Genomic DNA, 22,219 nt, shown 5'->3' on the forward strand with positions numbered 1-22,219 from the left:
TGAGTTGGCGTTGTTTTCAGCCGAACGACCTTAAGTAGCTGAAAATGCATAATTAATCAACTATCATCCGTTTTCATGGGGGATAACGCGATTTCACTTGCATTAATTCCGGCGAGTGTGCTCAGAGTGTGCTTGTTGACCCCGTGACGCAAGCACACTCCGAGGGAAGGGCGCGCAATGGCCGCGAAGCTGAAGATCACCAAGGAAGCGGTGGAAGCCCTGGAGCCGGGCCAAATCATCTCCGATACCAACCCGACCGGCTTTGTCGCTCGCTGCCAGCAGAGCGGGAAGGTGTCCTATTTCTACCGCTACCGGGACAAGCGCACCGGCAAGAAGCACTGGCTTGGCCTGGGCGTGCACGGGGACATCACACCGAAGCGGGCGCGGGAACTGGCGTCGATCAAGGCCGGCGAGGTTGCCGGAGGATCCAATCCGCTCGAGGAGCAAAAGGCCGAGCGCGAGGAGGCGCAACGGGAGGCCCTTGCCGACAAGAACACGGTGGACGCGGCCTTGGACTTATTTGTGGAAAAGCACGCAAAGAAGCTGCGGAGCTGCAAGCAGGTCGAGCACGCCTTTGACAGCTATGTCCGGCCGAAGATCGGCACCATGTCGATCTATGACGTCAAGCGTCGGCATATCTCCGAAATGCTGGACGCTGTCGAAAAGGAAGCCGGCCCAGTCATGGCTGACCGGACGCTGGCCCACGTGCGGAAGGCCTTCAACTGGTGGGCGACCCGCGACGACGAATTCTCCTCTCCGATCGTCCGCGGCATGGCGCGCACCAAGCCAAAAGAGCGAGCCCGGAAGCGCACACTGACGGATGAAGAAATCCGGGACGTGTGGAAGGCGCTGGAGAAGGTGCCCGAACCGGCCTGCTACTCGCGGTACGTGAAATCGCTCCTGCTCAACATGACGCGCCGGAACGAATCCTCACGGATGACATCGGCCGAACTCGACGGCGACCTGTGGACCATTCCTGGCTCGCGATACAAGAACAAGCTGGATCACGTCATCCCCATGTCGGCGCAGGCGAGGGCGCTGATCGGCGAAAAGCCGGAGGGCTTCAAGGGTAACTCATGGTTCATTTTCTCGACCGTGGGCGGCGCCAAGGCCTTTAGCGGCTTCTCAAAGGCGAAGAAGCTGCTGGACGCGGAGATAGCCAAAATCCGCAAAGCGGAGAGCCGGCCCAAGATGCCGCGGTGGACGCTTCACGACCTGCGCCGCACCGCCCGCACGCTCATGAGCCGCGCCAAGGTGCCGGAAGATCACGCCGAGCGAGCGATGGGGCACGTGATTGTAGGCGTTCGCGGTACCTATGACCGTTACGCCTACTTGGACGAGAAGCGCGAGTCGTTCGCCAAGCTAGCTGCACTGGTCGATATCATTCTCGCCCCGCAGACTGACAATGTCGTTCCCTTCGCGGAGGTCGCAAAGTGAGCAAAGAGCTACGAAGCTGGCTCAACTTCCTCGTCGGTATCGCTGATGGGCCGCACATGAAGAAAGTCGGCAAAGTGGAATTGCTCGAGGAGAGAATGAACGCTTATGCCGTTGCCGCTCGCGGCTGGGCGTTTCTAGCCGGCTTCAAGGGCGATGATACGATCGAGGTTGTTGAGCTGGCGACGTTGGAGGCGATCTCGCGAATGTCGCGTTTCAGGCAGCAGCGGAAGGGGCGCAGGGAAGGGTACGTCTCAGTTCATACGAAAAAGCAGGATGCCGCTCTCGATGCCGAGCTGAAGCGTGGCTCTTCGCTGCGCAAGGCCGCTCGCAAGGTGGGCGGAGAGGATCAGGCGGAAACTCATCGACGACGCGTCCAGCGACGGCGGCGCCGCGTGAGAGAAATTGTCGCCCTTCAGACAAAAGATAGGTGACATTGAAAGGGCAAAAAATCGTCCATTTAAACTGACGCTCAGTCGAGGCCACTTCACGCAACTAACTTCCTTCTCATTGCAAATCACTCTTGATGAGGAGGCTTCATGTCCGAGAATCCCGACGATCTCCTTTCCCCCCAGGAGGTCGCGTCCATCTTGAAGATCACGACCGGTGCACTCGCCAACAAACGCGTGAAGGGAGACGGCCCGGCTTTTGTGAAAGGCGGCAGGATCCTGTACCGGCGCGGCGACGTGGTCGAATACGTCCGCTCGCTGGTCAGGCGATCGACCTCTCAGCAGGAGGCCGCGGCCTGATGATCCAAGAAACAGAGAAGGCCGGCGCCGTGGCGGGCACCGACCTTCGGAAAACTGTTCTGGCGAACAGCTCCGAAGATAGCCTCCGCGCCCGGCGCGCGCAATACCTCTCCGAAATCTTCGCGATGCCGGCGGACACCGCCGTCACGATCGCAGACCTCGCTTTTGGAGGTGCTGCGCATGATTAAGGCCTACGCCTGCCAGGTCGATCACATCGCCGGCCAGCTCCAGCACAACGGGATGAACGACATCAGCACCGATGACCTGCGCTCACTCTCGGGCTCGCTGCAGATGACGCTGGATATCGTCTATCGAGAAATCTACCGCAGAATGGAGCTCGAACAGGAGGCGCTGCCCAAGGTGGCCAACTATTCCGGCGGCGGCCTGCTCGACCTTCTGAAGCCCTCCAATCCGGAGGGCGCAGCATGAGCGAGCCCGTCACCTTCAATGTGCTTGGCCCGCCTCAGGGTAAGGGCCGGGCTCGAGCTTTCGTCCGCGGTGGTCGCGTCGGCCACTACACGCCGCAGAAAACCCGCAGTTACGAGAGCCTGATCTTCGGCGCCGCCGTCGATGCTATGGGTAGCCGAGCGCCGTTCGGCGAAGCCGTTGAACTCACGCTTCGCGCCATCTATCCGATCCCGGCATCGTGGTCCGAGAAGAAGCGCCAGCGGGCGATCGTTGGCGAGCTAAAGCCGACGAAAAAACCCGATCTCGACAACGTGGCGAAGGTCTTCAACGACGCCATGAACGGCGTGGTGTATGTGGACGACAGCCAAGTCATCCTGATCCACCTGGAAAAGCGTTACGGGCCGCAGCCGCTCGTGGTCTGCACGGTGAAACCTATTTTCAGTGCAGATTGCACCGAAAATCAAACTCCCAACTTGGGAGTTTCATCTCAGGTTGAGACAAAAATGGAGGCTGGCGAATGAACCATCGCCTCATGGTCTCCGATCCGGCCATCCGGAAGCAGCTCCAGCTCGCCGGCCTGCGCTTCATGTGCAGCCGCGCGCAGTGGCTCGCCAGCGAAGCCCGCGTGCTCGGGCTGCAGCTCAAGAACGACAGGATCACGTCAGCGCAGGTTGACGCGAAACTGGAGGAAATGGGCGCGCTGGATCTCGTCTATCCCGAACTGATGCGGGGTGACGTATGACGGTTCCTGAGCATGTCATTGAGCGTGCGTGGCAGGTTGCTCAACCGATCCTGAATAGCGGTCGCAACCAACGCCGTGCGAAGGCGAAAGGCTTCGCGTTCAAGCTTTTCCGCGAATTCGACCATCCCGCGCAGGAAGGCAGCAAGGCGCATATCATCAAGAAGATATTCGCATGGGGAGAGACTTCTGCGTGGATCGGGCCACCTGGTAGCCTGAAGTCTTCCTTGCTGGCCGATGCTGCCGTAGCCATCGCGAGTGGCAGCGATTGGTTTGGATACAAAAGCAAGGGCCCCGTGAGTGTCGTGTACTTCGCCCTTGAGCGTGCCGATCTTGTCGAGCGGCGCATCTGGGCGACGGCGGCTCGGCGCGGCATCACAGGTAGTCTTCCAATCGCAATTGTCCCTGGCATCGTGGATTTGGCCAAACCGGGTTCAGTTGAGAAGATCGTCAACACCATTCGTGAAGTTGAGGGCGAATTCCTTGAGGACGAAGATCATCAAGGAGACTACGTGGGGTTGGCGATTTTTGACACATTCGCCAAGCTGGTCGCAGCCGGCGGCGGTGATGAGGACAAAGCAAGCCATCAGGGAGCCGTCTTTACCGGCATCCAACGAGTAAAGGACCTGCTCGGCGGCGGCGGACCGCACATCGCACTGATCGGCCATACCGGGAAAGACGAGAGCCGCGGCGCGCGCGGTTCAAATGCTTTTCTCGGCGACGCCGATCTGATGGTGACGTTGAGCGGCGAGGGTATCAAAACCGCGACGGTCACAAAGGCCAACGACGCTCCCGAAGGTCCTCTCTTCTCGTTCATAGGGGAAGTGTGCGAACTCGGCGCCGACGAGGACGGAGACCCGATCACGGTGAACATCGTGAGCCGGGAGGAAGTCACCGCGACGTCGAGCGGCGGCAGCACCGAGCCGAAGCTGTCCACCAATCAGCGCGTCATGTACCGGCTGCTGTCCGATGCCGGACCCGCAGGATTGACGACGGAGGCCTGGAGCGAGCTTGCCAAGGCCGAGGGTATCACCGTGAAGCAGCGCCATTACGAGACGCGCATGGCGCTGAAGGACAAGGGACTGGTCCGGGAATATGCCGGCATCTGGAGAGTGAACGCATGACCACCGAAGCCGAGATCATCCCGCCGGAGCCGAAGCCGAAGCGGCCGAGCGAATTCACAGACGAAATCTTCACCGAGATTTGCGATCGCATGGCGAACGGGCAGGGGCTTCGCAAAATCTGCGAGGACCCCGAGATGCCAAGCCGCCAGACATTCCTGCGGTGGATGGAGAAGGACACCGGTCGGCAATCCCGGTACCAGACCGCGCGCGAATCCCTGATGGATTGGTACGCCGAAGACATCATCGACATTGCTTGGGACAACTCCAAGGACACCATCAAGGACGGAAAGGGCGAGCCGAAATGTAACCATGAATGGATCAACCGATCCCGCCTCAAGGTTGATACCCTCAAGTTCCTGATGGCGAAGCTTCACCCCAAGCGATACGGCGACAAGGTGCCCGAGCTGGAGGGCGAGCGTGATCTCAAGATCAGTTGGCAGCAGCAGGCCGAACCGGTCCACCGCATCGAGCGCATCATCCTACAGGGCGTCGCCGCCGACGAACGCGTGCTTCAGAGGCGCATCGATGAGTTGGAAGCCGAGTTGGAGAAAGCCAAAACTCTGCCGCCTCCGCCGCCAGCGCAGCTCACGTTCCAGCCCGATCCATTGCCAGGCGATCTCACCCCCGAGGATTGGTCATTGCTCTCGGAGGTGCTGAACCTCATTCGTCGGACCATACCGACGGACGACAACTCTCCGCCGCAGGTGATCTTCGGCATCCTTCGCCAAGCCCTGCTGCTTCACTTCCGGGAAGTCGAGATTGATCTCGCGGCTCAGGCCGCTGAGTAACGGGGTCCGGTAACGTCCGGTCTCCCCCTTATAGGGGGGAGAACCGTGACGTGACCGCGTGACCGGTCACGATCCGTGACCATCCGTGACCGTGACCGTTACCCGTGACCCAGAGAACCCCATGGCACGTAACCAAGCATGGCGATTGAAGAAATCGGGAGATTGGAGCCACGCGGGCGAGAGACGGACCATTACGCGCGCGTGCGCGCGAGGCTTGGCCGATGGCTTGGTGAGGCGTGACGGTAACGCCTGCGATCCGTTACCAAGACCGTCAGAGTGTGCTGATGGTGTGCTTTTGGCTAGGAATGATTTTAAGTGATTGAATATGAAAACAAACTACGTGATTAAAGATTACGGGGTCTTGTAGTCGCGCCGCTAACGCTCCACACTTGCTCCATCTGATTTGGAGGAAGCGATGGCGACGAACTACCAGCTCTATCGACCGCAGAGCGTCGTCCAGAACGGGCAGCACATGGGGCCGGCCACTCTGGTTGGCACCTATTCCACACAGGCGCTTGCGATGGCGGCGCCCAGTGTCGTGGGGGATTTGATCATCCCGCCTGGCTGGAACTGGTCCATGACGAGCCACAGGCCTGTCCTCAGCGACACAACGTTGGCGGCAGGTAGCCAGCCGCAATACGTCACCGTGGGTGGCGGCGCCGGCTCGACGGCAAACCACGTTGGTCCGAGGCAGTGATGTCCAATTCCGTCCGTTACTCGAGTGAGATTCATCTCCGATGTGCGCCTGAGGTGACCGAACAGATTGACTTGGCAGCACGGAAGCATGGTCAGAAGCAATCCGAGTATGTGCGGCAGGCGGTGCTGAAAGCCCTCCGAGCTGATGGCATCGATCCGATCGCAGCGGGGAGGGCTTCCTGATGGACGAGGACGATTGTGACCTGTTCGACGCTGAGACCTTCGATCGCGAGACCTTTGCGACCGGTGAGCCGGCGCCGAGCAATGACAACGAGGAGGCGTCGGATTGACCCTCATTGCCCGGCATAACTTTGTCTCGCCGTGGCCGCAGGGAGGCGATGCAAGGCGCGTCTATGGGCCGCAGTGGAACGATGATCATCCGATCACGGGGACTGCAGACGCGACGCAGCTCAACGCGAACGTTGTCCAGTCCGTTGTCAGCGACACGAACGTCGTCGGGGCGATCTCCAACCAGACCCTGACGCTTTCGTGGTCTGGTGTGCTTTCGGCAAGCCGCGGCGGGTTTGGTGTGAACGTCAATGCCAGCACCGGTGTGCCCGTGTTTTCGGCTGGTGTTCCGACGTTTGCACCGACGACCGGGACGGGCAACGCTGTTCTCGCGACGTCGCCGACGATCTCAAATCCCACAATTTCGTCCATCAACAGCGCTATTGCGATCCAATTCCTGAACGGCGCCAATGCGCAGCAGGCTGATGTCGGTGCGCTTGTCGTCGCGGCGAACTATTCGGCGACGCCTCCGACGAATGGCATTTATACTCAAGGGGGCGTTGCCTTTGCTGGATCGAGTTCGGGGACTACGCAGGTTAACGCGGCTGTGGCGGCATCTGGCACGCTGACGCTTCCAGCGGTCACGGATACCCTTGTCGGGCAGAGCGCAGCGCAAACGCTATCGAACAAGACGCTTGTAGCGCCCGCGCTCGGCACTCCCGCGTCTGGTACGCTCACGAACTGCACCGGCTTGCCAGTCTCGACTGGTGTAAGCGGCTTTGGCACCGGCGTTGCGACGTTCCTGGCAACGCCGACCTCGGCCAATCTGCGGGCTGCAATCACCGATGAGGTCGGAACGGGTGCGGCTTACTTCGTTGGTGGTGCGCTGGGCACACCGGCATCAGCAACGTTGACCAATGCGACCGGTCTGCCTCTCGCGACGGGCGTGACGGGAAATCTGCAGGCCGTCAATGTCAACGGCGGTACAGGCGCATCTACGACCACGTTCCTCCGCGGTGATATGACGTGGCAGACGCCGCCAGGCGGTGGCAACGTCAGCACCAGCGGCTCTCCGACTTCGGGTCAATTGGCGTTTTTCGCAAGCGCGACTTCGATCCAAGGCGTCACCATCAATCCTGTCATCAATTCGCTGGGTGCGAACGTCAGCATTTCGAATACAACTTCGTATTTCGATGGCCCAACTTCATCGCAGGGTGCGGCAACAGGGACTTTCTACGTATCGGGCTATGTGTCGCTGTTTTGCTCGAGTGCGACCAATTCCTACACTCTCAGACTTTGGGATGGCACAACAGTTGCGGCTTCCACCTTTGCGAGCTCTGCAGCGGCAAATCAAAGCGTCGTGGTTCACATCAGCGCCATCGTTACCAATCCAGCAGGTGCCATTCGCATCTCTGTGAAAAACACGAACAACACATCTTCCATCATGCAGTTCAATGCCACGGGCGACAGCAAGGACTGCACCATCTCCGTCTACCGAATTTCGTGAGGTACTGATGGCCCTCTTTGATGGCAGCTTTTTCGCACCGAACAGCTATCGCGGAGACGGCTTGATTGGCCGTCTGCTCGACCTTGCCGGACAGCCGAGTTTCCCAAGTGGTCTGCCGAGCGACATGGCGCAGTACGGCGGGACAACCCCGCCGATGATGGCCGGGTCTGCTCCAATGGTCCAGTCAGCGCCGCTGCCCCCGGTGCAGCAGCCGATGCAGGCAAGTGCGGTTCCAGCGCAGAACTACACTCAGCCTGCCATGGCGCCCGGCCCGCAACCGGGCATGCCGCAGTTTGCGCAGGCTCCGGATACATCGGGTCTTGGCGCACATCTCCGGGCCGGCGCCGAGAGCTTGGGCAATTCCGGCGGCCTCATCTCGGGCATCATCAACGGTGTTACCGGCTTGGCAACGGGCGAACTGCAAGGCCCTGCAGGCGTCGCGCAGCAAAATCAGCGCGCGCTGTTCAGCGCCTTGTCCCAGCAGCTTGGGCCACAACGGGCTCTGATCGCGATGCTTAGCCCACAATATGGGCAGCAATACGTTGCGGACTCGATCGCTGCCGGCAAGCATCAGTATGGCTTCCAGACGCTTCCTGATGGAACGATCGTCAAGACCGATCCGAGGACCGGTGCGGTTTCGCCGGCCTATCAGGGCCCTCAGAAGTGGGAATTTGGCGTCGTCAAGGAAGACGAAAACACCAAGACTTATGGCTGGCGCGATCCGGTTACGCACAAGACCTATGACGTGAACGGCAAGCCGCTCGAGGCTGGCACCGAAGCGCCAGCCGACAGCACGACGGTTACGGGACCGGACGGCAAGGAAATTCCGATCCCGCCCGGCGTGGACCGCAAGACGTTCGTCAAGGAAGTCACCAAGGCCAACGCCGATGCTGCGACGGGCAAAAAGACTGAGGTGCAGGCGAAGTCCGAGAAGTTCGGAAACAAGATGGAGACCGCCGAGAAGACCATTCAAAACCTCGAAGGAGAGGCGGGCGGGCTTTCCGGGAGCTACAATCGCGCACTGGACACGATCCCGTTCGTCGGCGGCAGCGCGGCCACCAACATGGCCAACACCGGCAAATATCAGCAGTACCGACAGGCAAGAGACAATTTCATCACGGCAATCCTGCGTGACGAGTCGGGCGCTGCGATCGGCTCCTCGGAGTTCCAGCGATACGAAAAGGAGCTGTTCCCGCAGCCGGGCGACAGCGCTGCGGTCGTTGCGCAGAAGCGTCAGGCGCGCCAGGTTGCCATTGAGGCGATGAAAAAGGCGGCCGGTCCTGGCTACAAGTCGCCGAGTGGAGGTGGTTCGGCTGCAGGGGCGCCGATTGACCCATTGGGTATTCGCTGATGGCCGGACAGCTCACGATCGCAGACGTTCGCGCGAAATTCCCGCAGTACGATGACATGAGCGATGCTGATCTGGCATCGGCGCTGCATCAGAAATTCTATGCGGACATGCCGCAGGCTGATTTCAACGAGAAGATCGGGCTGAAGCCGGACAAGTATCGGCAGGCGGCGATTGACGAGCGCAACGACCTGCAGGCCAAGGGCATCGATACCGGCGCCGGCCTGACACGCAGGCTTGTACAGGGCGCGACACTGAACCTTGCGGATGAGGCAATTGCCGGCGCGATGACGCCGCTGGAAATGATCAAGCGGGGTACTCTGGATCCTCGCGAGGCCTACAAATATGCGAAGGCTCGGGAAGACCTGATCCTGGACGATGCGCGCCAGAACACTGGCACGCTCGGCACTGCGGCGGAGATCGCGGGCGGAGTTGGCAGCGGTCTTGGTCTTGCTCGGCAGGGCGTGACCACTGCGAGAATGCTTTCGCAAAGCCCGGGCATAGTCGGACGTACACTTGCCTCGGCAGCGGACAGCACGGCGCTTGGCGGAATAGCGGGTTTTGGTTCCGGTAACTCGCTTGACGATCGCCTTGCGAACGCGGGGCAGGGAGCAGCCATCGGCGCCGCCGCTGGTGCGCTGCTCCCTCCTGCTTTGGCAGTCGCAAAGACTGCGGCAAGCCCGCTGATCAGCAACATCATGGCTCGGATCAATCCGGATCGATATGCGAGCGGCCAGGTTGCGCGCGCGATTAACGAAAGCGGTCTGACCACGCAGGAGGTTGCCGATCGGCTCGCGCAGGCAAACGCTGAAGGATCGCCCTATACCCTTGCTGACGCGCTCGGCAACTCGGGGCAGCGGATGCTTTCGACGGTAACGAGAGCACCGGGTCAAGGCCGAACTGATGTCGTCAATTTTCTCGATACCCGGCAAGCCGGGCAGGGCCGCCGCGTTTCTCGAGCCATTGAAGAGGGCTTCGGCAGTCGGATGACGCCGGACGAACTGCGGAACACCATGACGGCGGAGCGCGGTGCCATCGCCGATGAGGCGTATGGTGCTGTTCGCGACGGTGCGGGCCCCGTGAACGTCCGTGGCGTGGTCGATCATATCGAGGCCAACGTTCCCGCTGAGCCGGCGGCACCGGACACCATTTCGGGACGCTTGCAGCGCTACCGGCGCATGCTTACCAACGGCGACGCGGAAAACCCGGAATTCATCTCCGACTTTGAGCATGTCCAGCGTGTCCGCTCCGAGCTCGCTGACGAGGTGCAGAACGCTCGGCAGAATGGGCAGGGCAACCGTGCCAGAATGCTCGGGCAGGTGCTTACTCAGATTGACGACGCGCTGGAGAACGCTTCAGAGGGCTTCCGGCAAGCCAACCGGGACTTTGCTGGCGCGACCCGCAACATCGAGGCAATCGACGCCGGCCGGGCAGCAGCGACCCGCGGTCGCACCGAAGATATCATTCCAGCCTATCGCGCCTTGTCGCCGCGCGGTCAGCAGGCGTTCCGCACCGGTTATGCCGATCCGCTGATCTCGCAGACGCAGGGTGCGGCCTTCGGTGTGGACAAGACCAGACCGCTGATAAACGATGCCTTTGCAGCAGAGGCGGGGGATATCGCTCCCGGCAACCCGTTGATGCAGCGGCGGCTGATGACAGAACAGCGCATGTTCGAGACGCGCAACGCCGCCAAGGGCAACAGCAAGACGGCTGAGAACCTGGCCGACGATGCCGCGCTTGGCGTCGATCCTGGCGTGGTGGGGCAGGTGCTTTCCGGCAACTACGGCGGCGCCGTGAAATCTCTCATCAGCGCCGGCTCGAACGTCGTCACCGGAAACACGCCAGCAGTCCGCGAGGCGGTCGGCAGGATACTGCTCCGGCGCGGTGTTTCTGCCGGCGAGCTGGACGGCATGATTGACGAGACGATCGGGCGCATTCAGCGCGCGCAGCAGATGGCGCGAACGGCAGGCCGTGGCGCTGCCGGCGGTCTGGCAGAAGCATCAACCCAAAAGAAGCGACAGCTTAGGAGAGCGAATTGACAGACCGCGACGAAGCTACCGGGCAGTTTGTCCCGTCAGAGCCGAAGTTCGGAATTGAAGGTGTCGAGATCGATCAGGGGTACGTTCCTCGCTCGGCTGTCATCAAGAAGGAACAGCCGGAGGAGTACGGCAGCGACGACGCATCGCTGTGGGAGCTGGCAGAGAGCCTGACCCCGACTTCTGACGAACCGGTCAAGCTGGTGGCGACCGATGATGCCGGCAATCCCGTTCCGGAAAACGAGAGCGTTACCGTCGATCAGGCGGCAGACGATTACGCGAATTATAGCGACGCCAATCGCGCAGCCCTTGAGGCCAAGGACGACGCAGATATTGCTGCTGCTGTCGATGCTGCGCGGGCGGAGGCACTGAAGAACGATCCGAATGCGGCTCAGATTTACGGCTTCGAACTGCCGAAGACTGATGAGGCAAAAATTGAGAAGCCGGCGACGGATGCTGCCGAACCTGCTGGCCGCGCGTCGGTGCCGGATGGTGAACTTGATCCGCAGCTTGAGGCTGCGCTCAACAACCCGCAAGTTCGCGCAGCGTTGGAAGCCGAGGTAGCCGAAATCGGAAAGGCTAAAGAGGCCTATGCTCACGGCATCAAGGAAGCCGGGGAATTTGCGCTTGTCGGCTTCCTCGATCAATTCCCCGAATTTGCGACGATCCCGCGAGATCAGTGGCAGACCGCCGCAATCCTCATGTCACAGCAGAACCCGCAGCGCGCCCAGCAGGTCGCCGCTTATGTGAACCGCTGCCAAAATATCCTTCATCGGACTGCCGAATTGAATGCGCACCAAGCGCAGCAGGCCGAGCGCGATTTCGCGGAGTACGCGAAAGCCGAAGATGCCAAGGTCAACGCCATCATTCCGAAAATGGATGGGGACGTCATGGCAGAAATCCGAGCCAGCTTGAAGGAAAGCGGGATCGAACTCGCCGAGTTTGATCGATTGTCTCGGAGCGATCGAACGTTGCGCAGCGCCTTCGCTCAAAAGACAATGTACGAGGCAGCGCAGTGGAGGCTGCATCAGAGGGCGATGGCGGATTACAAAAAGCAGATCGAGGCGCGGAAGCTCCCGCCTGTTGCTCCGAGGGTTCAGCGTCCTGGTGTGGCCTTGACGCGCGGCGATCGCGCCCATGCCAGCTTGGGCGACCTGGAAGCGAAGCTAAGCCGGAGCGGGAGTGTTGACGACGCTTTCGCTCTCTACAGCGCACAGAAAGCTGCTAGGAGGTAAGCCATGTCAGACGATGATAAGAGCTACGTTGACGGCCTGGAAGAGCATAGCGAGTTGATGACAGGCAAGCCGGCGACGCCGGACGAGATCACCAAAAACTTTGCGCTGTATGGTCTTTCCAGGCGTGTGGACATCATCAAAGACTTCCGTAAATCGCTCGACCGAGATGTGGACAGTGATGTTGCCTCGCTAAAGAAATACGCCAGCGACGTGAACCAGCTCAAGCGACTGGAGGAGATGCACGCGCGCTTGAGGAAAGCGAAGCGGTGAACGGGCTTGGAGCATATGTCTCGGCTCTGTCACGCTTCAACAATTGGTGCGAGACTAAGGGCTTGAGTTCGATGCCGGCGAGCCCTGCGACCGTCGCCGCTTTTGTCGCGGCTTGCGAGCCGATTGGATTTGAAAATCTTCTGCAATCCGTGGTGGCTGTATCGAATGCTCACACCGGGCGAGGCCTTGCCGATCCGACGTTCGGTCCGGCATCGGCGGAATTAAATCGCATCAGCGGCATCGGCGTTCCGTCCTCGTGGAAAAAGGCGCATTGGCCAGCGTTCATGGGATTGCCGTATCCCCTACAGGTCTATGTAATCGAGCGTGATAAACAGGACAGGTTAGTGGTCGCGCGATCGTTCAACGACGCGGCCAAGGCAAAACAGGAATTGGAAGAAATCAAACTGAAGGAAGCAATATGAAGATCCCCAAGGGTGTCCGCGAAAAATTTGTCCAAGCGAAAGCGGAGGCCGATGCCTTCATTGACAAGCGAGCGGCTGAACTCGCAAAACTCTCCCCTGGGGTCCCAGTCGGCGTGATCCGTAACTTGATCACGGGCCATGGCTGCGCCTGTCTCGACGCGATGAAGATCTCGGACGAGATCGAGAAGGAAAACGCCGCGTGAGCTGGCTAGACAGGCTGGAGGCGCGAGGTTTTGAAGCGCGAAAGGCCGCGGTGGTTAAGAGGCGGTCGCCGGCACCGAAGCGGTCGCCAGTGCAACAGGTCGTTTACCAGGTTCGTCCGCAGTCTGAGGGCGACCCTGGGGAGATCGATTTCGGCTTCTATGTAATCGAGGACGATGCTGTCGTGACGTTGACCGATATCAACGGCAAGCCACTCGGCAATGATTGCAACCAAACCATTCCGCCGGGCGCCGAGCCCTTCAGCATTGCGCGGAACATGATCTTCAATCGTCGCAAGAATGACCCCGCGGCGAATTTCAACCGGCGGATTCCCTACGGCCGCACGGGATGGCTTTAACTTACTGTTGGCCCGGCTTCTTGCGCCTGATTGCGACAATCAGGTTTCCGATGCCGGCACCAAGGGCGGCGCCGCCAAACATCACGATCAGCACCACGACGCCGATAGCCAATAGCCAGCCAAGGATGCTCAACATTATCGGAATCCTCCGAGCCATGTGATGATAGCGACAGCGCCGATCAGCGCCATGCAGATCGCGGTACGCATGCCAATTAGGTTGAGACGTTGCATGTCATTTGGGCCTTGCTTCGGTGCCACCGGGGGCAAGCACCATGGCCATGTCCGCTTGATCTCCGCCGTCGAGTGCGTCCTGCAGCACGATTTGAAGGTGATCCATCACGCGCATGATAGCAGGCTCCTGGCCGATGCTCGTGGCGAGATGCGCGACAACCAAATCTACGTGGTGCGCGATCGCCTTTGCGGTTTGATAGGTGTCTGCCATTTGCAAAGCTATTATGTTTCGCCGGGAAGGCTGTCGTACTGTCGGTCAAGCCGATCTTGAATTCCTCCGGTCGGCAACAGATCAGCCGCCTTCAGGAGAGCTCTCCCAAGACCTGTCAGTTTTGTGGATCTAAAACGTCCCTCGAGGCCGGTAGAAATTAAACCGCGTTGATGCAGGTTTTGTTTGGACCACTCGTAGAATTCAGATCTATCGCGCTCTGGGCGGGGAGCACTTGCGGCGACAGGGCGAGGTGCAATCTCTTGAAGACGCGCCTGCGCATGGTCGTCGGCATAGGCCTGCAGTATCAAGATTTCCTGATCGTCCAAATCACCCAGTATCTTAAGCAGTCTCTTTTGGCGAAGCTTCGATTGTTCTTCGCTGGCAAGCCCGCTCGCGACGACCTTTGCAATCTGCAGCCTTCGATCATCGGTCAGCGCGCGCACCGCCTGATAAGCGCCTTCCTCGATCAGATCGACGCTTTCGGGCCGCTTGATTTCTTCCATTGCGATCTGCAGGCGATCGATCTGCTCCGAGAGCATCACAAGGTATTTCTCAACGCGCTCGGCTCTTTGGTTTGGCACGATGGCGGTGACGACCTCTTGCAAGGTCTGGCCCAGCACTGGGATTATCGAAAGGACCGATCGCGCGACGGCCACGGTTACGTCGGCGCCCGTCGCGCCGATGTACGGCTTTTCCTGATCGCCGGATTCGTCTGCCATGGCGAAGATACAACCCGAACGGGCGGCCGAAGGCAATTCCTCCCCCAAGGGAGGGGATGGATTTTTAAGCAAATCAGGTGCAGGCTGTCCGTGGGTGTAGGAACCCGGACCGAAATAGGCTGGCGATCGATTGGCGTCGATGGCTGCCGAAAGCGCGGTGAGCCTTGGCGGGCTCGCTAGGCGCTACTGGAGCGCCTTGGCGGGCGCGCCGTTCTGGCTTTATGCCGGGGGCGCTGCGCCATGTCCAGAGGGGAAACCCTTAAAAGCGCTGCGACCTGTCTTTCGGCAGGTTCCTACCCCCCGGCTGCCCAGTCTGTCACTGGGCGCGGCTGTAGGAAGCCAAACCGAAAGACTACCGACATGCAAACCATCATAGAACGGCCAGCCGACTCCGCTGGTGCGATCCGGTCTGGACTCGCTGTCCAACGGCGGGAGCGGGAAACGACTCTCCAGAGCCTCCGCAGACTCAGGAAAGAGGCATCCGCGGAAATCGAGCGGCTGATCGCCTTCCTCGATGCGAGCGACGAATACGTGATGACCGAGCGCGAGCTGGACGATTGCGACCGCGAGGACTGCTTCGAGGACGACGAGCCCGACCTTGGGAGCCTCGATCGGGCAGCCCAGCCTCATTGGGCGGCTGGCGGCACCGACGACCTCGAGGAGGACAACGACAGCGGGATAGGGGACATGGACGGCCTGCTCGAGCAGACCGGGACCCAGGACTGGCAGCAGGGAGCGATGGCGTGAGGCTGACCCGTGCGCTGGTGATGCTGATCCGGCTGCGGATCGCGCGCTATTCCATCCTGCTCAGCCGGAAGCTCGCGACGATCGGCAGCAGCATGATGTTCTGAAAGCTAAAGGGCTCGCCGGTTCATGCCCGGCGGGCCTTTTCATCAGGGGGCGAGACGGCACGTCGTTACGAAGCCCGCCTTGCTGCACTGCCACTCGCTGCCGAGCTCGGCGCTTGGGACGGCACGGGGAGCGGCCATCAACGCTAGTAGGGCGGCGGTCGCAGCCAGCAAACTTGCGAGTATGAGCATGCGCACTTTGCGATTCTGCAGTGAGCCCGTCATAGCCTTCGCTCCTTCTGGAGGAGCGGCGACGTTAGGCTTGGTTTATTTCGGGACGGTTTCGCGCAATGGGGAAAATGGTTTCGTCCCGAGCTTTAGCCCGGCTCACCGAAGCTGTTGACCTTGGCGATGAGCACCACCGCGGCAACGAAGGGTGCGAGCAGCACCAGAACTGCGATCCCGAACAAGAGAGCGGCAATCATCGCTGCACCTAGCGTGTGCTGGGTGTGTGCTTGGGCGATTTTTCAGCCCAGTATCGCAATCTCGATTTTGATCTAAGTGCTTGAATTTGTTTGGTGAGCGCGGAGGGACTCGAACCCTCGACCCCATGATTAAAAGTCACGTGCTCTACCGCCTGAGCTACGCGCTCACTCACCTGAACAGCGGATCCAGACGTCAGCGGGTTAACCCGCATCTCGGGATCGTGCTCCAGCCCGCGCTGTGTAGGGGGCAGGGCCCATCGGGTCAATAGCCGAGGGGCGCTCAATTGTGCACCGGCGCACCGGATTTGCCGTTCCGGCGCCTGCGGTTAGGGCCGTTTCTTGAAGTCGGCTAAATCAGGCGCTAGTTGTCGCGGCGGATTTCCGAGCCGACCGGCTGCGACGGGGCGGCGACCGAGGGCAGGCTGACCGGGCGCAACCCGATCAGTTCCGCGGTCCGGATCGCGCTGTTGCGCCAGAATGCGAACTCGTTGATCCGCGAATTTTCCAGGATCGCGATGGAGACCGCCGCCAGGAATGGCAGGCTCTGCAACACCAGGACGCCGGCAAAGATGTAGATCTCGCGCACCTGCTTGTAGCCGTTGGTGACGACAAGCACGACGGCGCCGATCAGCAACAGCACGCCGATCACGGCTTCCCAGAACGCCTGGAACTCGATCGACATCCGCGACAAGCCGCCCTTGGAGGTGCGAGCGAACGCGAGATGCTCGGTGATCAGGCCCTGTGCCACCGCGCGCGACACCGTCCACTGCACGCTCATCGCCGCGATCATGGCCCCTAACATCTGGCCTGCCTTGATATTCACGCGCAGCCGGTAGAGCGCGACGAAATGCACCAGCGAGACGATGAAGGAGGCGATGATCGGCAGCGTCAAAATCTTGTCGGGGATCGCGATGTCGGCAAAGGCGACGATCGGCACCCAGATCAGATTGAGGATCGCAACCACGACGCCGAGGCTTTCGGCGCCGAGCCAGTTGAGCCAGCCCAGCGAAAATTCGCGGCGCTGATCGGGCGTCAGCCGGCTGGCGCCGGGCAGGAAACGCCGCCAGTGCTTCTTGACGATCTGGAAGCCGCCATAGGCCCAGCGATGCCGCTGCTTCTTGAAGGCCTCATAGGTGTCGGGCAGCAGGCCTTCGCCGTAACGTACATTGGTGTAGTGCGTGAGCCAGCCCTGCTGCTGGATCGAGAGGCCGAGATCGGTGTCCTCGCAGATCGTGTCGCTGGACCAGCCGCCTGCCTTGTCCATCGCGGCGCGGCGGATCAGGCACATCGTGCCGTGCACGATGATGGCGTTGAACTCGTTGCGCTGGACCATGCCGATGTCGAAGAACCCGGCATATTCGCCGTTCATGATGTAGTGCATCAGCGAGCGATCGCCGTCGCGATGCTCCTGCGGCGCCTGCACGAGGCCGACGCGCGGATCGGCAAACGCCGGCACGAGATCCTTCAGCCAGTCCGGATGCACGACATAGTCGGCATCGATGATGCCGATGATCTCGGCATCCGCCGCGGTGCGGTCCATCGCGATGCGCAGCGCGCCGGCCTTGAAGCCCTGCACCTTCTCGGCATTGATGAACTTGAAGCGCTCGCCGAGCAGCCGGCAGTGGTCCTGGATCGGCCGCCAGAAGTCGGGATCGGGCGTGTTGTTGATGATGCAGACGCACTCGAAGTTCGGATAGTCGAGCCGCGACACCGCATCGAGCGTCTGCTTCAGCATCTCGACCGGCTCGAAATAGGCCGGGATGTGGATCGAGACCTTCGGAAACTTCACGTTCTCGCCGATCGTGGCGGGCGCGAGCGGCGCGCTCTTGCCGATCAGCCGGCGCGGGCCGCGGCCGAACGCCACCGCCGCGATCTCCTCGATTCGCGCCATCGCGATCAGGACCAGCGGAACCAGCAGCACCAGGCCGAGGCTGAGCGCGAAGGCCGAACCCCAGACGAAGTAGTGCGTGGTCCAGTAGGAGAACACGGTCGCGACCCAGGCGCCCACACCGTTGGCGGCCGCCGACAGCAGCAGCGCCTGCATCACGGTCGGCTGGTCCAGCCGCAGGATCGGCAGCGACATGAACAGTCCGACCAGCACGGCGACCAGCGCGATCTTCCAGTAGTTCGGATCGGTGACCGGACCGGTCCAGGCGAACTTTGGCTCGCGGTCGGCATTGAGGATGCCCCAGTAGGGTCCGACGCCGCCTTCGAAGAACTTCCACGGCTGATCGATCGCCTCGACGATGTTGTAGTCCATGCCGATGGCTTCGGCGCGGGTGACGAAGTTGCGCAGCACGGTGGCCTGCTGGAACGGGCCGGGAACGGCGCTGCGCAGATTGTAGCCCTGGCTCGGCCAGCCGAATTCGGCGATCAGGATGCGTTTGCCGGGGAAGGAGTCGCGCAACAAATTGTAGCGGTCGACCGCCTGGTCCACCGCCTGCTTGTCGGTGAAGTTTTCCCAGTAGGGCAGCACGTGCGCGGCGACGAAGTCGGACGAGTTGGCGAGCTGCGGATGGTCGCGCCAGATGTTCCAGATTTCACCGGTGGTGACGGGAACGTTGACCGACTTCTTGACCCGCTGGATCACCTTGATCAGCCGGTGCACGTTGTTTTCGGCGACTGCCCATTTGATCGCTTCAGCGCGCTTGCTCAAGCCGCTGCTGCCGCTTTCATCCGGCTGCATTTCCGCGTCGTGAAGGCGCTGCGCTTCCTCGCGAAGGATACGTTCGGACTCCTCGGGCGGCACGCCGATCTCCGGAACCGAGCCAAGGTTTTCCAGCGGCACCTGTTCGCCGCGGAACACGGTTTCGTTGCCGACCACGATGCCGATGACGTTGCTGTTGCGCTTGGCCAGGTTAATCGCGGCTTCGATCTCGCGGTTGTTGCGGTTGGCGTCCTTGTCGATCCACGCGCCAACCGTGACCTTCATGCCGAACTCGGCGGCAACCGGCGGCACCAGCTCGTTGCCTTCCGTCGACGAATAGAGGCGGACCGCTTTTGTGAGCGTGGAGAGCTTCTTCAGGTCGGTGCGCACCTTCTCGGTGTCGGCGGCAACGTCGGCGACCGTGTGACCCGACTCGAACGGGGCGTAGGACAGGCTCGGCAGCGTGCCACGGAAATCGGGCGCCGACTGCTTCTCCTGGAAGAGACCCCAAAGGGCGGCGTGGGCGGCGGTGACAAGCAACAGGACGGCGACGACGGCGCGCATCGCGGTTAAACCATACGGGGCCTGAGATTGAGGACTAAGCGAACCCGTCCCCTGGGTTCGACCAATTCGACGGCGGAGGGAAAGATATCTCCGCCATCCGATTTAACAACTGGTGTGCCGCGATGGCGTTTTAAGGGCGCAAGCCGTTCCAGCCGCGAAAAAAATTCGCGGCCGGACCCGGTCGCGGGATACGGCTATTTCGACGCCGGCGCAGGTGACGCCGACGGGGTCGGTGCAGGCGAGGGCGACGCTGCCGGTGCCGGTGCCGCGGTGCCGGCCGTCGCCGGCGCCGGGGTCGGAGCAGCGGCGGCCGCCGCGGCCTGGGGCTGCGCGCCCGGATTGATCCAGCAGGCGTGGATGCGGCCGTCGAGGCTGCCGCGGACCTTGTCGTCGATCTGGGCGCCGAACCGGGTCAGGCAGCGGAACGCCGCCTGGACGTGGCCGCCGGGGCAGCCGAACCGATCGTAGAGGTCGAGATGGCGGAACGCGGTGTCGAGGTCGTCGTTCCACATCAGGCGGACGACGCGGCGGCCGAGCCAGACGCATTCCGGGTTGCCGGCCGGGCCGTTGATGGCCTGCTGGGCCTCGACGAATTCCTCGACCTTGCGCTGGTTGGCCTCGCGCACCGCATTGGCGTTCGCGTCGGCCTGTCCAGGCTGCTGCTTGGCCTGGTCGGGCGGATTGGGCGTGCCGCTCTGGGCGAAAGCGCCGCCGGCCCCGGTCAGGAGCGCAAGGCCTGTGACAAGGCCGGTTACGGCAAGGTGGCGCAAAGCAGTGTTCTTCAACTCAAGCAGCCGTCGACGCATGTATTCCCCGATAATGTTCCTGCCCCCGCGGGATCATCCTAACGGCTCGCGTGATGCCGTCCAAATAGGTCTCCAGTGCGGCGGAGACTCTGGCGGAATCCCATGACTGGAATTTGGTATTTTGTCCAGCGAACTCACAACTTTATCGGCCCAGCGCAAAACTGTCGCAGGACAACCACGGTATTGACCTAATCCCGCTCTTGGCAGATGGGCTGTGACCGGCTAATTCGACGGTCCCCCGGAGGATGGAACCGATTTCGCTTCGTACGCCGCTGGCGCTTCTCCTGATCTCGCTCGCCGTGATTGCATCCGTGTGGTGGTGGCTCGCCACGCCGATTACGCTCGTGCGCGCGCCGATCGATCCCGCTGCAAAGCTGCAATGCGTGTCCTATACGCCGTTCCGCGGCGCGCAGACGCCGCTGGATCCCACCACCCAGATTCCAGTCGAGCAGATCGAGCAGGATCTGACCGATCTCGCCAAGGTCACCGACTGCGTGCGCACCTATTCGATCGAGAACGGCCTCGACCAGGTCCCCGGCGTTGCGGCCAAGGTCGGGCTGAAGGTGATGCAGGGCATCTGGCTCAGCAGCAACCGCTTCAAGAATTTGCAGCAGATCGCGATCGCGGTGCGGCTCGCCAAGGAGTATCCTGGCGTCGTCACCTCGCTGATCGTCGGCAACGAGGTGCTGCTGCGCGGCGAGATGACCGCCACCGATCTTGCCGGCAACATCCGCGCGGTGAAGGCGGCGGCGGGCAATCTTCCTGTCACCTATGCCGACGTCTGGGAATACTGGGTGAAGAACCGCGAGATTTATGACGCGGTCGATTTCGTCACCATTCACATCCTGCCCTATTGGGAGGACATCCCGGTCAAGGCGAAGTACGCCGCGGCGCATGTCGACGATATCCGCAAGCGGATGGCGGTGACATTCCCGGGCAAGGAGATCCTGATCGGCGAGACCGGCTGGCCGAGCCAGGGGCGGATGCGGGAGGGCGCATTGCCGTCGCGCACCAACCAGGCGCGGGTGGTGTCCGAGATCCTCGACCTCGCCAAGCGCGAGGGCTTTCGGGTCAACCTGATCGAGGCCTACGACCAGCCTTGGAAGCGCAAGCTCGAGGGCACGGTCGGCGGCAATTGGGGCCTGTTCGATTCGGTCAAGCGGCAGGTGAAATATCCGCCCGGAGTTGCTATCACGAACTATCCGGACTGGAAGCTGCAGATGGCGGGCGGCATGGCGCTGTCCGTCGCCACCTTCCTCGCGGCCTGGCTGACGCTGCGCCGCCGGCCCTGGACGCCGCGGCCGTCGGCCTGGATCGCGGTCGCCATTTCGGCGACGACGGCGGGGGCGCTGCTCGGGATTGCCGGCGACAAGATGTATTACGAGAGCTACGGCGTCGGCGGCTGGCTGCATTGGGGCGTGCTGCTCGCGGTGGGCATTGCCGCGCCACTGCTGACGGCGCATGCGCTGATCGCCGGGCGGTCGCTGCCGACCTTCCTGGAGTTGATCGGGCCGCGCGACTATCGCGGCAAGGGCGTGATCGGCGCGGTGCTGGCGATTGTGCTGATCATCACCACGGTGATTGCTGCCGAAACCGCGCTCGGCTTCACCTTCGATCCGCGCTACCGCGACTTCCCGTATGCCTCGCTGACCATGGCGGTGGTGCCATTCGCGCTGCTGACCATGCTCAATCGCCCGAAGGAAGGCATCCGGCCGCTCGCGGAATCCGTATTCGCCGGCCTGTTGGCGATCGCCGCCCTCTACACGATCTACAATGAGGGTACGATCAACTGGCAGTCGGACTGGACCTGCGTGATGTACCTTTTGCTTGCCGCTACGCTGTGGCGGGCGCGGGCCGCGCAAAACCCAGGATGAACAGCCCGATCGCAAGCCCCGACAGCACGACGTTGTAGAGCACGATCCCGAGCCCCGCAGCGATCAAGCCGACGGTGAGCAGCACGATCGACGGCCGCGTCAGGTTGAGCACCGCGATTACCAGCGCGGTGATCCCGAACACCGAGTTCTTGAACAGGACGGTCGACAGCGCGCGAGCCTTGCAGAGCATGGTCTGCGTGCCGGCATCGCAGGCCAGCGCAACGGGAGAGAACTCGATTGCCAGATAGCGCACGTAGAGCGCGTAGCCGACGGTGACGAAGCCCACGACCATCAGGAACTGGACCTGATAGGGTGAGAGGCGGAACGGAGGTTTTGTCATCGCGGCACTAT

At 61.5% G+C, this 22,219-nt stretch carries 26 protein-coding genes and 1 tRNA gene; 20 read left to right on the forward strand and 7 right to left on the reverse strand.

Annotation, left to right across the window (positions count from 1 at the left end; genetic code table 11):
* Positions 1–177: 177 nt before the first annotated feature.
* The 18 genes from ACE10X_RS21805 to ACE10X_RS21890 all read left to right on the forward strand — a co-directional run bounded on the left by ACE10X_RS21805 (position 178) and on the right by ACE10X_RS21890 (position 13,543).
* On the forward strand, positions 178–1,437 hold the full coding sequence (locus ACE10X_RS21805) for a site-specific integrase (protein WP_253592099.1): 1,260 nt from the start codon (positions 178–180) through the stop codon (positions 1,435–1,437).
* Positions 1,434–1,868 carry a hypothetical protein gene (locus tag ACE10X_RS21810; RefSeq protein ID WP_253592098.1) on the forward strand — a complete coding sequence of 145 codons (435 nt, stop codon included), beginning with the start codon at positions 1,434–1,436 and terminating at the stop codon, positions 1,866–1,868. The genes ACE10X_RS21805 and ACE10X_RS21810 overlap by 4 nt, the downstream gene beginning before the upstream one ends.
* Positions 1,869–1,973: 105 nt before the next feature.
* On the forward strand, positions 1,974–2,183 hold the full coding sequence (locus ACE10X_RS21815; protein WP_253592097.1) for an AlpA family transcriptional regulator: 210 nt from the start codon (positions 1,974–1,976) through the stop codon (positions 2,181–2,183).
* The gene (locus tag ACE10X_RS21820; RefSeq protein ID WP_253592096.1) at positions 2,183–2,371 is read left to right on the forward strand and encodes a hypothetical protein; all 189 of its coding nucleotides are present in this window, start codon (positions 2,183–2,185) and stop codon (positions 2,369–2,371) included. Before ACE10X_RS21815 ends, ACE10X_RS21820 begins: the two co-directional genes overlap by 1 nt.
* On the forward strand, positions 2,364–2,612 hold the full coding sequence (locus ACE10X_RS21825; RefSeq protein WP_253592095.1) for a hypothetical protein: 249 nt from the start codon (positions 2,364–2,366) through the stop codon (positions 2,610–2,612). Before ACE10X_RS21820 ends, ACE10X_RS21825 begins: the two co-directional genes overlap by 8 nt.
* Positions 2,609–3,112, forward strand: a complete 504-nt coding sequence (locus tag ACE10X_RS21830) for a RusA family crossover junction endodeoxyribonuclease (RefSeq protein ID WP_253592094.1) — start codon at positions 2,609–2,611, stop codon at positions 3,110–3,112. The genes ACE10X_RS21825 and ACE10X_RS21830 overlap by 4 nt, the downstream gene beginning before the upstream one ends.
* Complete coding sequence (locus tag ACE10X_RS21835; protein WP_253592093.1) at positions 3,109–3,333, forward strand: hypothetical protein; 225 nt, start codon at positions 3,109–3,111, stop codon at positions 3,331–3,333. The genes ACE10X_RS21830 and ACE10X_RS21835 overlap by 4 nt, the downstream gene beginning before the upstream one ends.
* On the forward strand, positions 3,330–4,454 hold the full coding sequence (locus ACE10X_RS21840; protein WP_253592092.1) for an AAA family ATPase: 1,125 nt from the start codon (positions 3,330–3,332) through the stop codon (positions 4,452–4,454). Before ACE10X_RS21835 ends, ACE10X_RS21840 begins: the two co-directional genes overlap by 4 nt.
* Complete coding sequence (locus ACE10X_RS21845) at positions 4,451–5,242, forward strand: hypothetical protein (RefSeq protein WP_253592091.1); 792 nt, start codon at positions 4,451–4,453, stop codon at positions 5,240–5,242. Before ACE10X_RS21840 ends, ACE10X_RS21845 begins: the two co-directional genes overlap by 4 nt.
* Before the next feature lie 415 nt (positions 5,243–5,657).
* The gene (locus tag ACE10X_RS21850) at positions 5,658–5,939 is read left to right on the forward strand and encodes a hypothetical protein (RefSeq protein ID WP_253592090.1); all 282 of its coding nucleotides are present in this window, start codon (positions 5,658–5,660) and stop codon (positions 5,937–5,939) included.
* Positions 5,940–6,224: 285 nt separating this feature from the next.
* The gene (locus ACE10X_RS21855) at positions 6,225–7,673 is read left to right on the forward strand and encodes a hypothetical protein (protein ID WP_253592089.1); all 1,449 of its coding nucleotides are present in this window, start codon (positions 6,225–6,227) and stop codon (positions 7,671–7,673) included.
* 7 nt (positions 7,674–7,680) lie between these two features.
* Positions 7,681–9,024 (forward strand): hypothetical protein, encoded by a 1,344-nt coding sequence (locus tag ACE10X_RS21860; protein ID WP_253592088.1) that lies wholly within the window; start codon positions 7,681–7,683, stop codon positions 9,022–9,024.
* Entirely contained in the window at positions 9,024–11,060 is a 2,037-nt protein-coding gene (locus ACE10X_RS21865; protein WP_253592087.1) for a hypothetical protein, read from the forward strand. The genes ACE10X_RS21860 and ACE10X_RS21865 overlap by 1 nt, the downstream gene beginning before the upstream one ends.
* Positions 11,057–12,292, forward strand: coding sequence for a hypothetical protein (locus ACE10X_RS21870; protein ID WP_253592086.1), 1,236 nt, complete (start codon positions 11,057–11,059; stop codon positions 12,290–12,292). The genes ACE10X_RS21865 and ACE10X_RS21870 overlap by 4 nt, the downstream gene beginning before the upstream one ends.
* A gap of 3 nt (positions 12,293–12,295) precedes the next feature.
* Positions 12,296–12,562, forward strand: coding sequence for a hypothetical protein (locus tag ACE10X_RS21875; RefSeq protein ID WP_253592085.1), 267 nt, complete (start codon positions 12,296–12,298; stop codon positions 12,560–12,562).
* 62 nt (positions 12,563–12,624) lie between these two features.
* Positions 12,625–12,984 carry a hypothetical protein gene (locus tag ACE10X_RS21880; RefSeq protein WP_253592084.1) on the forward strand — a complete coding sequence of 120 codons (360 nt, stop codon included), beginning with the start codon at positions 12,625–12,627 and terminating at the stop codon, positions 12,982–12,984.
* Positions 12,981–13,187: a hypothetical protein gene (locus ACE10X_RS21885; protein WP_253592083.1), complete on the forward strand. Its 207-nt coding sequence runs from the start codon at positions 12,981–12,983 to the stop codon at positions 13,185–13,187. The genes ACE10X_RS21880 and ACE10X_RS21885 overlap by 4 nt, the downstream gene beginning before the upstream one ends.
* A complete protein-coding gene (locus ACE10X_RS21890; protein ID WP_253592082.1) occupies positions 13,184–13,543 on the forward strand; it encodes a hypothetical protein in 360 nt (119 codons plus the stop codon). Before ACE10X_RS21885 ends, ACE10X_RS21890 begins: the two co-directional genes overlap by 4 nt.
* 1 nt (position 13,544) lies before the next feature.
* Here ACE10X_RS21890 and ACE10X_RS21895 read toward each other — a convergent pair whose 3' ends face one another.
* The 3 genes from ACE10X_RS21895 to ACE10X_RS21905 all read right to left on the reverse strand — a co-directional run bounded on the left by ACE10X_RS21895 (position 13,545) and on the right by ACE10X_RS21905 (position 14,704).
* The gene (locus ACE10X_RS21895; protein WP_259239593.1) at positions 13,545–13,679 is read right to left on the reverse strand and encodes a hypothetical protein; all 135 of its coding nucleotides are present in this window, start codon (positions 13,677–13,679) and stop codon (positions 13,545–13,547) included.
* Positions 13,680–13,775: 96 nt separating this feature from the next.
* On the reverse strand, positions 13,776–13,985 hold the full coding sequence (locus ACE10X_RS21900) for a hypothetical protein (RefSeq protein WP_253592081.1): 210 nt from the start codon (positions 13,983–13,985) through the stop codon (positions 13,776–13,778).
* 11 nt (positions 13,986–13,996) lie between these two features.
* Positions 13,997–14,704, reverse strand: coding sequence for a hypothetical protein (locus ACE10X_RS21905; RefSeq protein WP_253592080.1), 708 nt, complete (start codon positions 14,702–14,704; stop codon positions 13,997–13,999).
* 360 nt (positions 14,705–15,064) lie between these two features.
* Between ACE10X_RS21905 and ACE10X_RS21910 the strand changes: the two genes are divergently transcribed.
* Positions 15,065–15,451, forward strand: a complete 387-nt coding sequence (locus tag ACE10X_RS21910; protein ID WP_253592079.1) for a hypothetical protein — start codon at positions 15,065–15,067, stop codon at positions 15,449–15,451.
* Positions 15,452–16,068: 617 nt separating this feature from the next.
* Here the strand turns inward: ACE10X_RS21910 and ACE10X_RS21915 are convergent.
* The 3 genes from ACE10X_RS21915 to ACE10X_RS21925 form a co-directional block, all read right to left on the reverse strand.
* A tRNA-Lys gene (locus tag ACE10X_RS21915) sits at positions 16,069–16,144 on the reverse strand.
* Positions 16,145–16,338: 194 nt separating this feature from the next.
* A complete protein-coding gene (locus tag ACE10X_RS21920) occupies positions 16,339–19,188 on the reverse strand; it encodes a glycosyltransferase (RefSeq protein ID WP_038388784.1) in 2,850 nt (949 codons plus the stop codon).
* Positions 19,189–19,382: 194 nt separating this feature from the next.
* A complete protein-coding gene (locus ACE10X_RS21925; protein ID WP_038388785.1) occupies positions 19,383–19,994 on the reverse strand; it encodes a hypothetical protein in 612 nt (203 codons plus the stop codon).
* Positions 19,995–20,239: 245 nt separating this feature from the next.
* Here ACE10X_RS21925 and ACE10X_RS21930 point away from each other — a divergent pair, with 245 nt between their 5' ends.
* Entirely contained in the window at positions 20,240–21,868 is a 1,629-nt protein-coding gene (locus ACE10X_RS21930; RefSeq protein ID WP_038388786.1) for a beta-1,6-glucan synthase, read from the forward strand.
* Here the strand turns inward: ACE10X_RS21930 and ACE10X_RS21935 are convergent.
* Complete coding sequence (locus ACE10X_RS21935) at positions 21,828–22,208, reverse strand: hypothetical protein (RefSeq protein ID WP_018271584.1); 381 nt, start codon at positions 22,206–22,208, stop codon at positions 21,828–21,830. The genes ACE10X_RS21930 and ACE10X_RS21935 overlap by 41 nt on opposite strands.
* Between the last annotated feature and the right edge of the window lie 11 nt (positions 22,209–22,219).

Origin of the sequence: Bradyrhizobium sp. Pha-3 (genome assembly GCF_042258325.1) — a bacterium.
GTDB classification, from domain to species: Bacteria; Pseudomonadota; Alphaproteobacteria; order Rhizobiales; family Xanthobacteraceae; genus Bradyrhizobium; species Bradyrhizobium elkanii.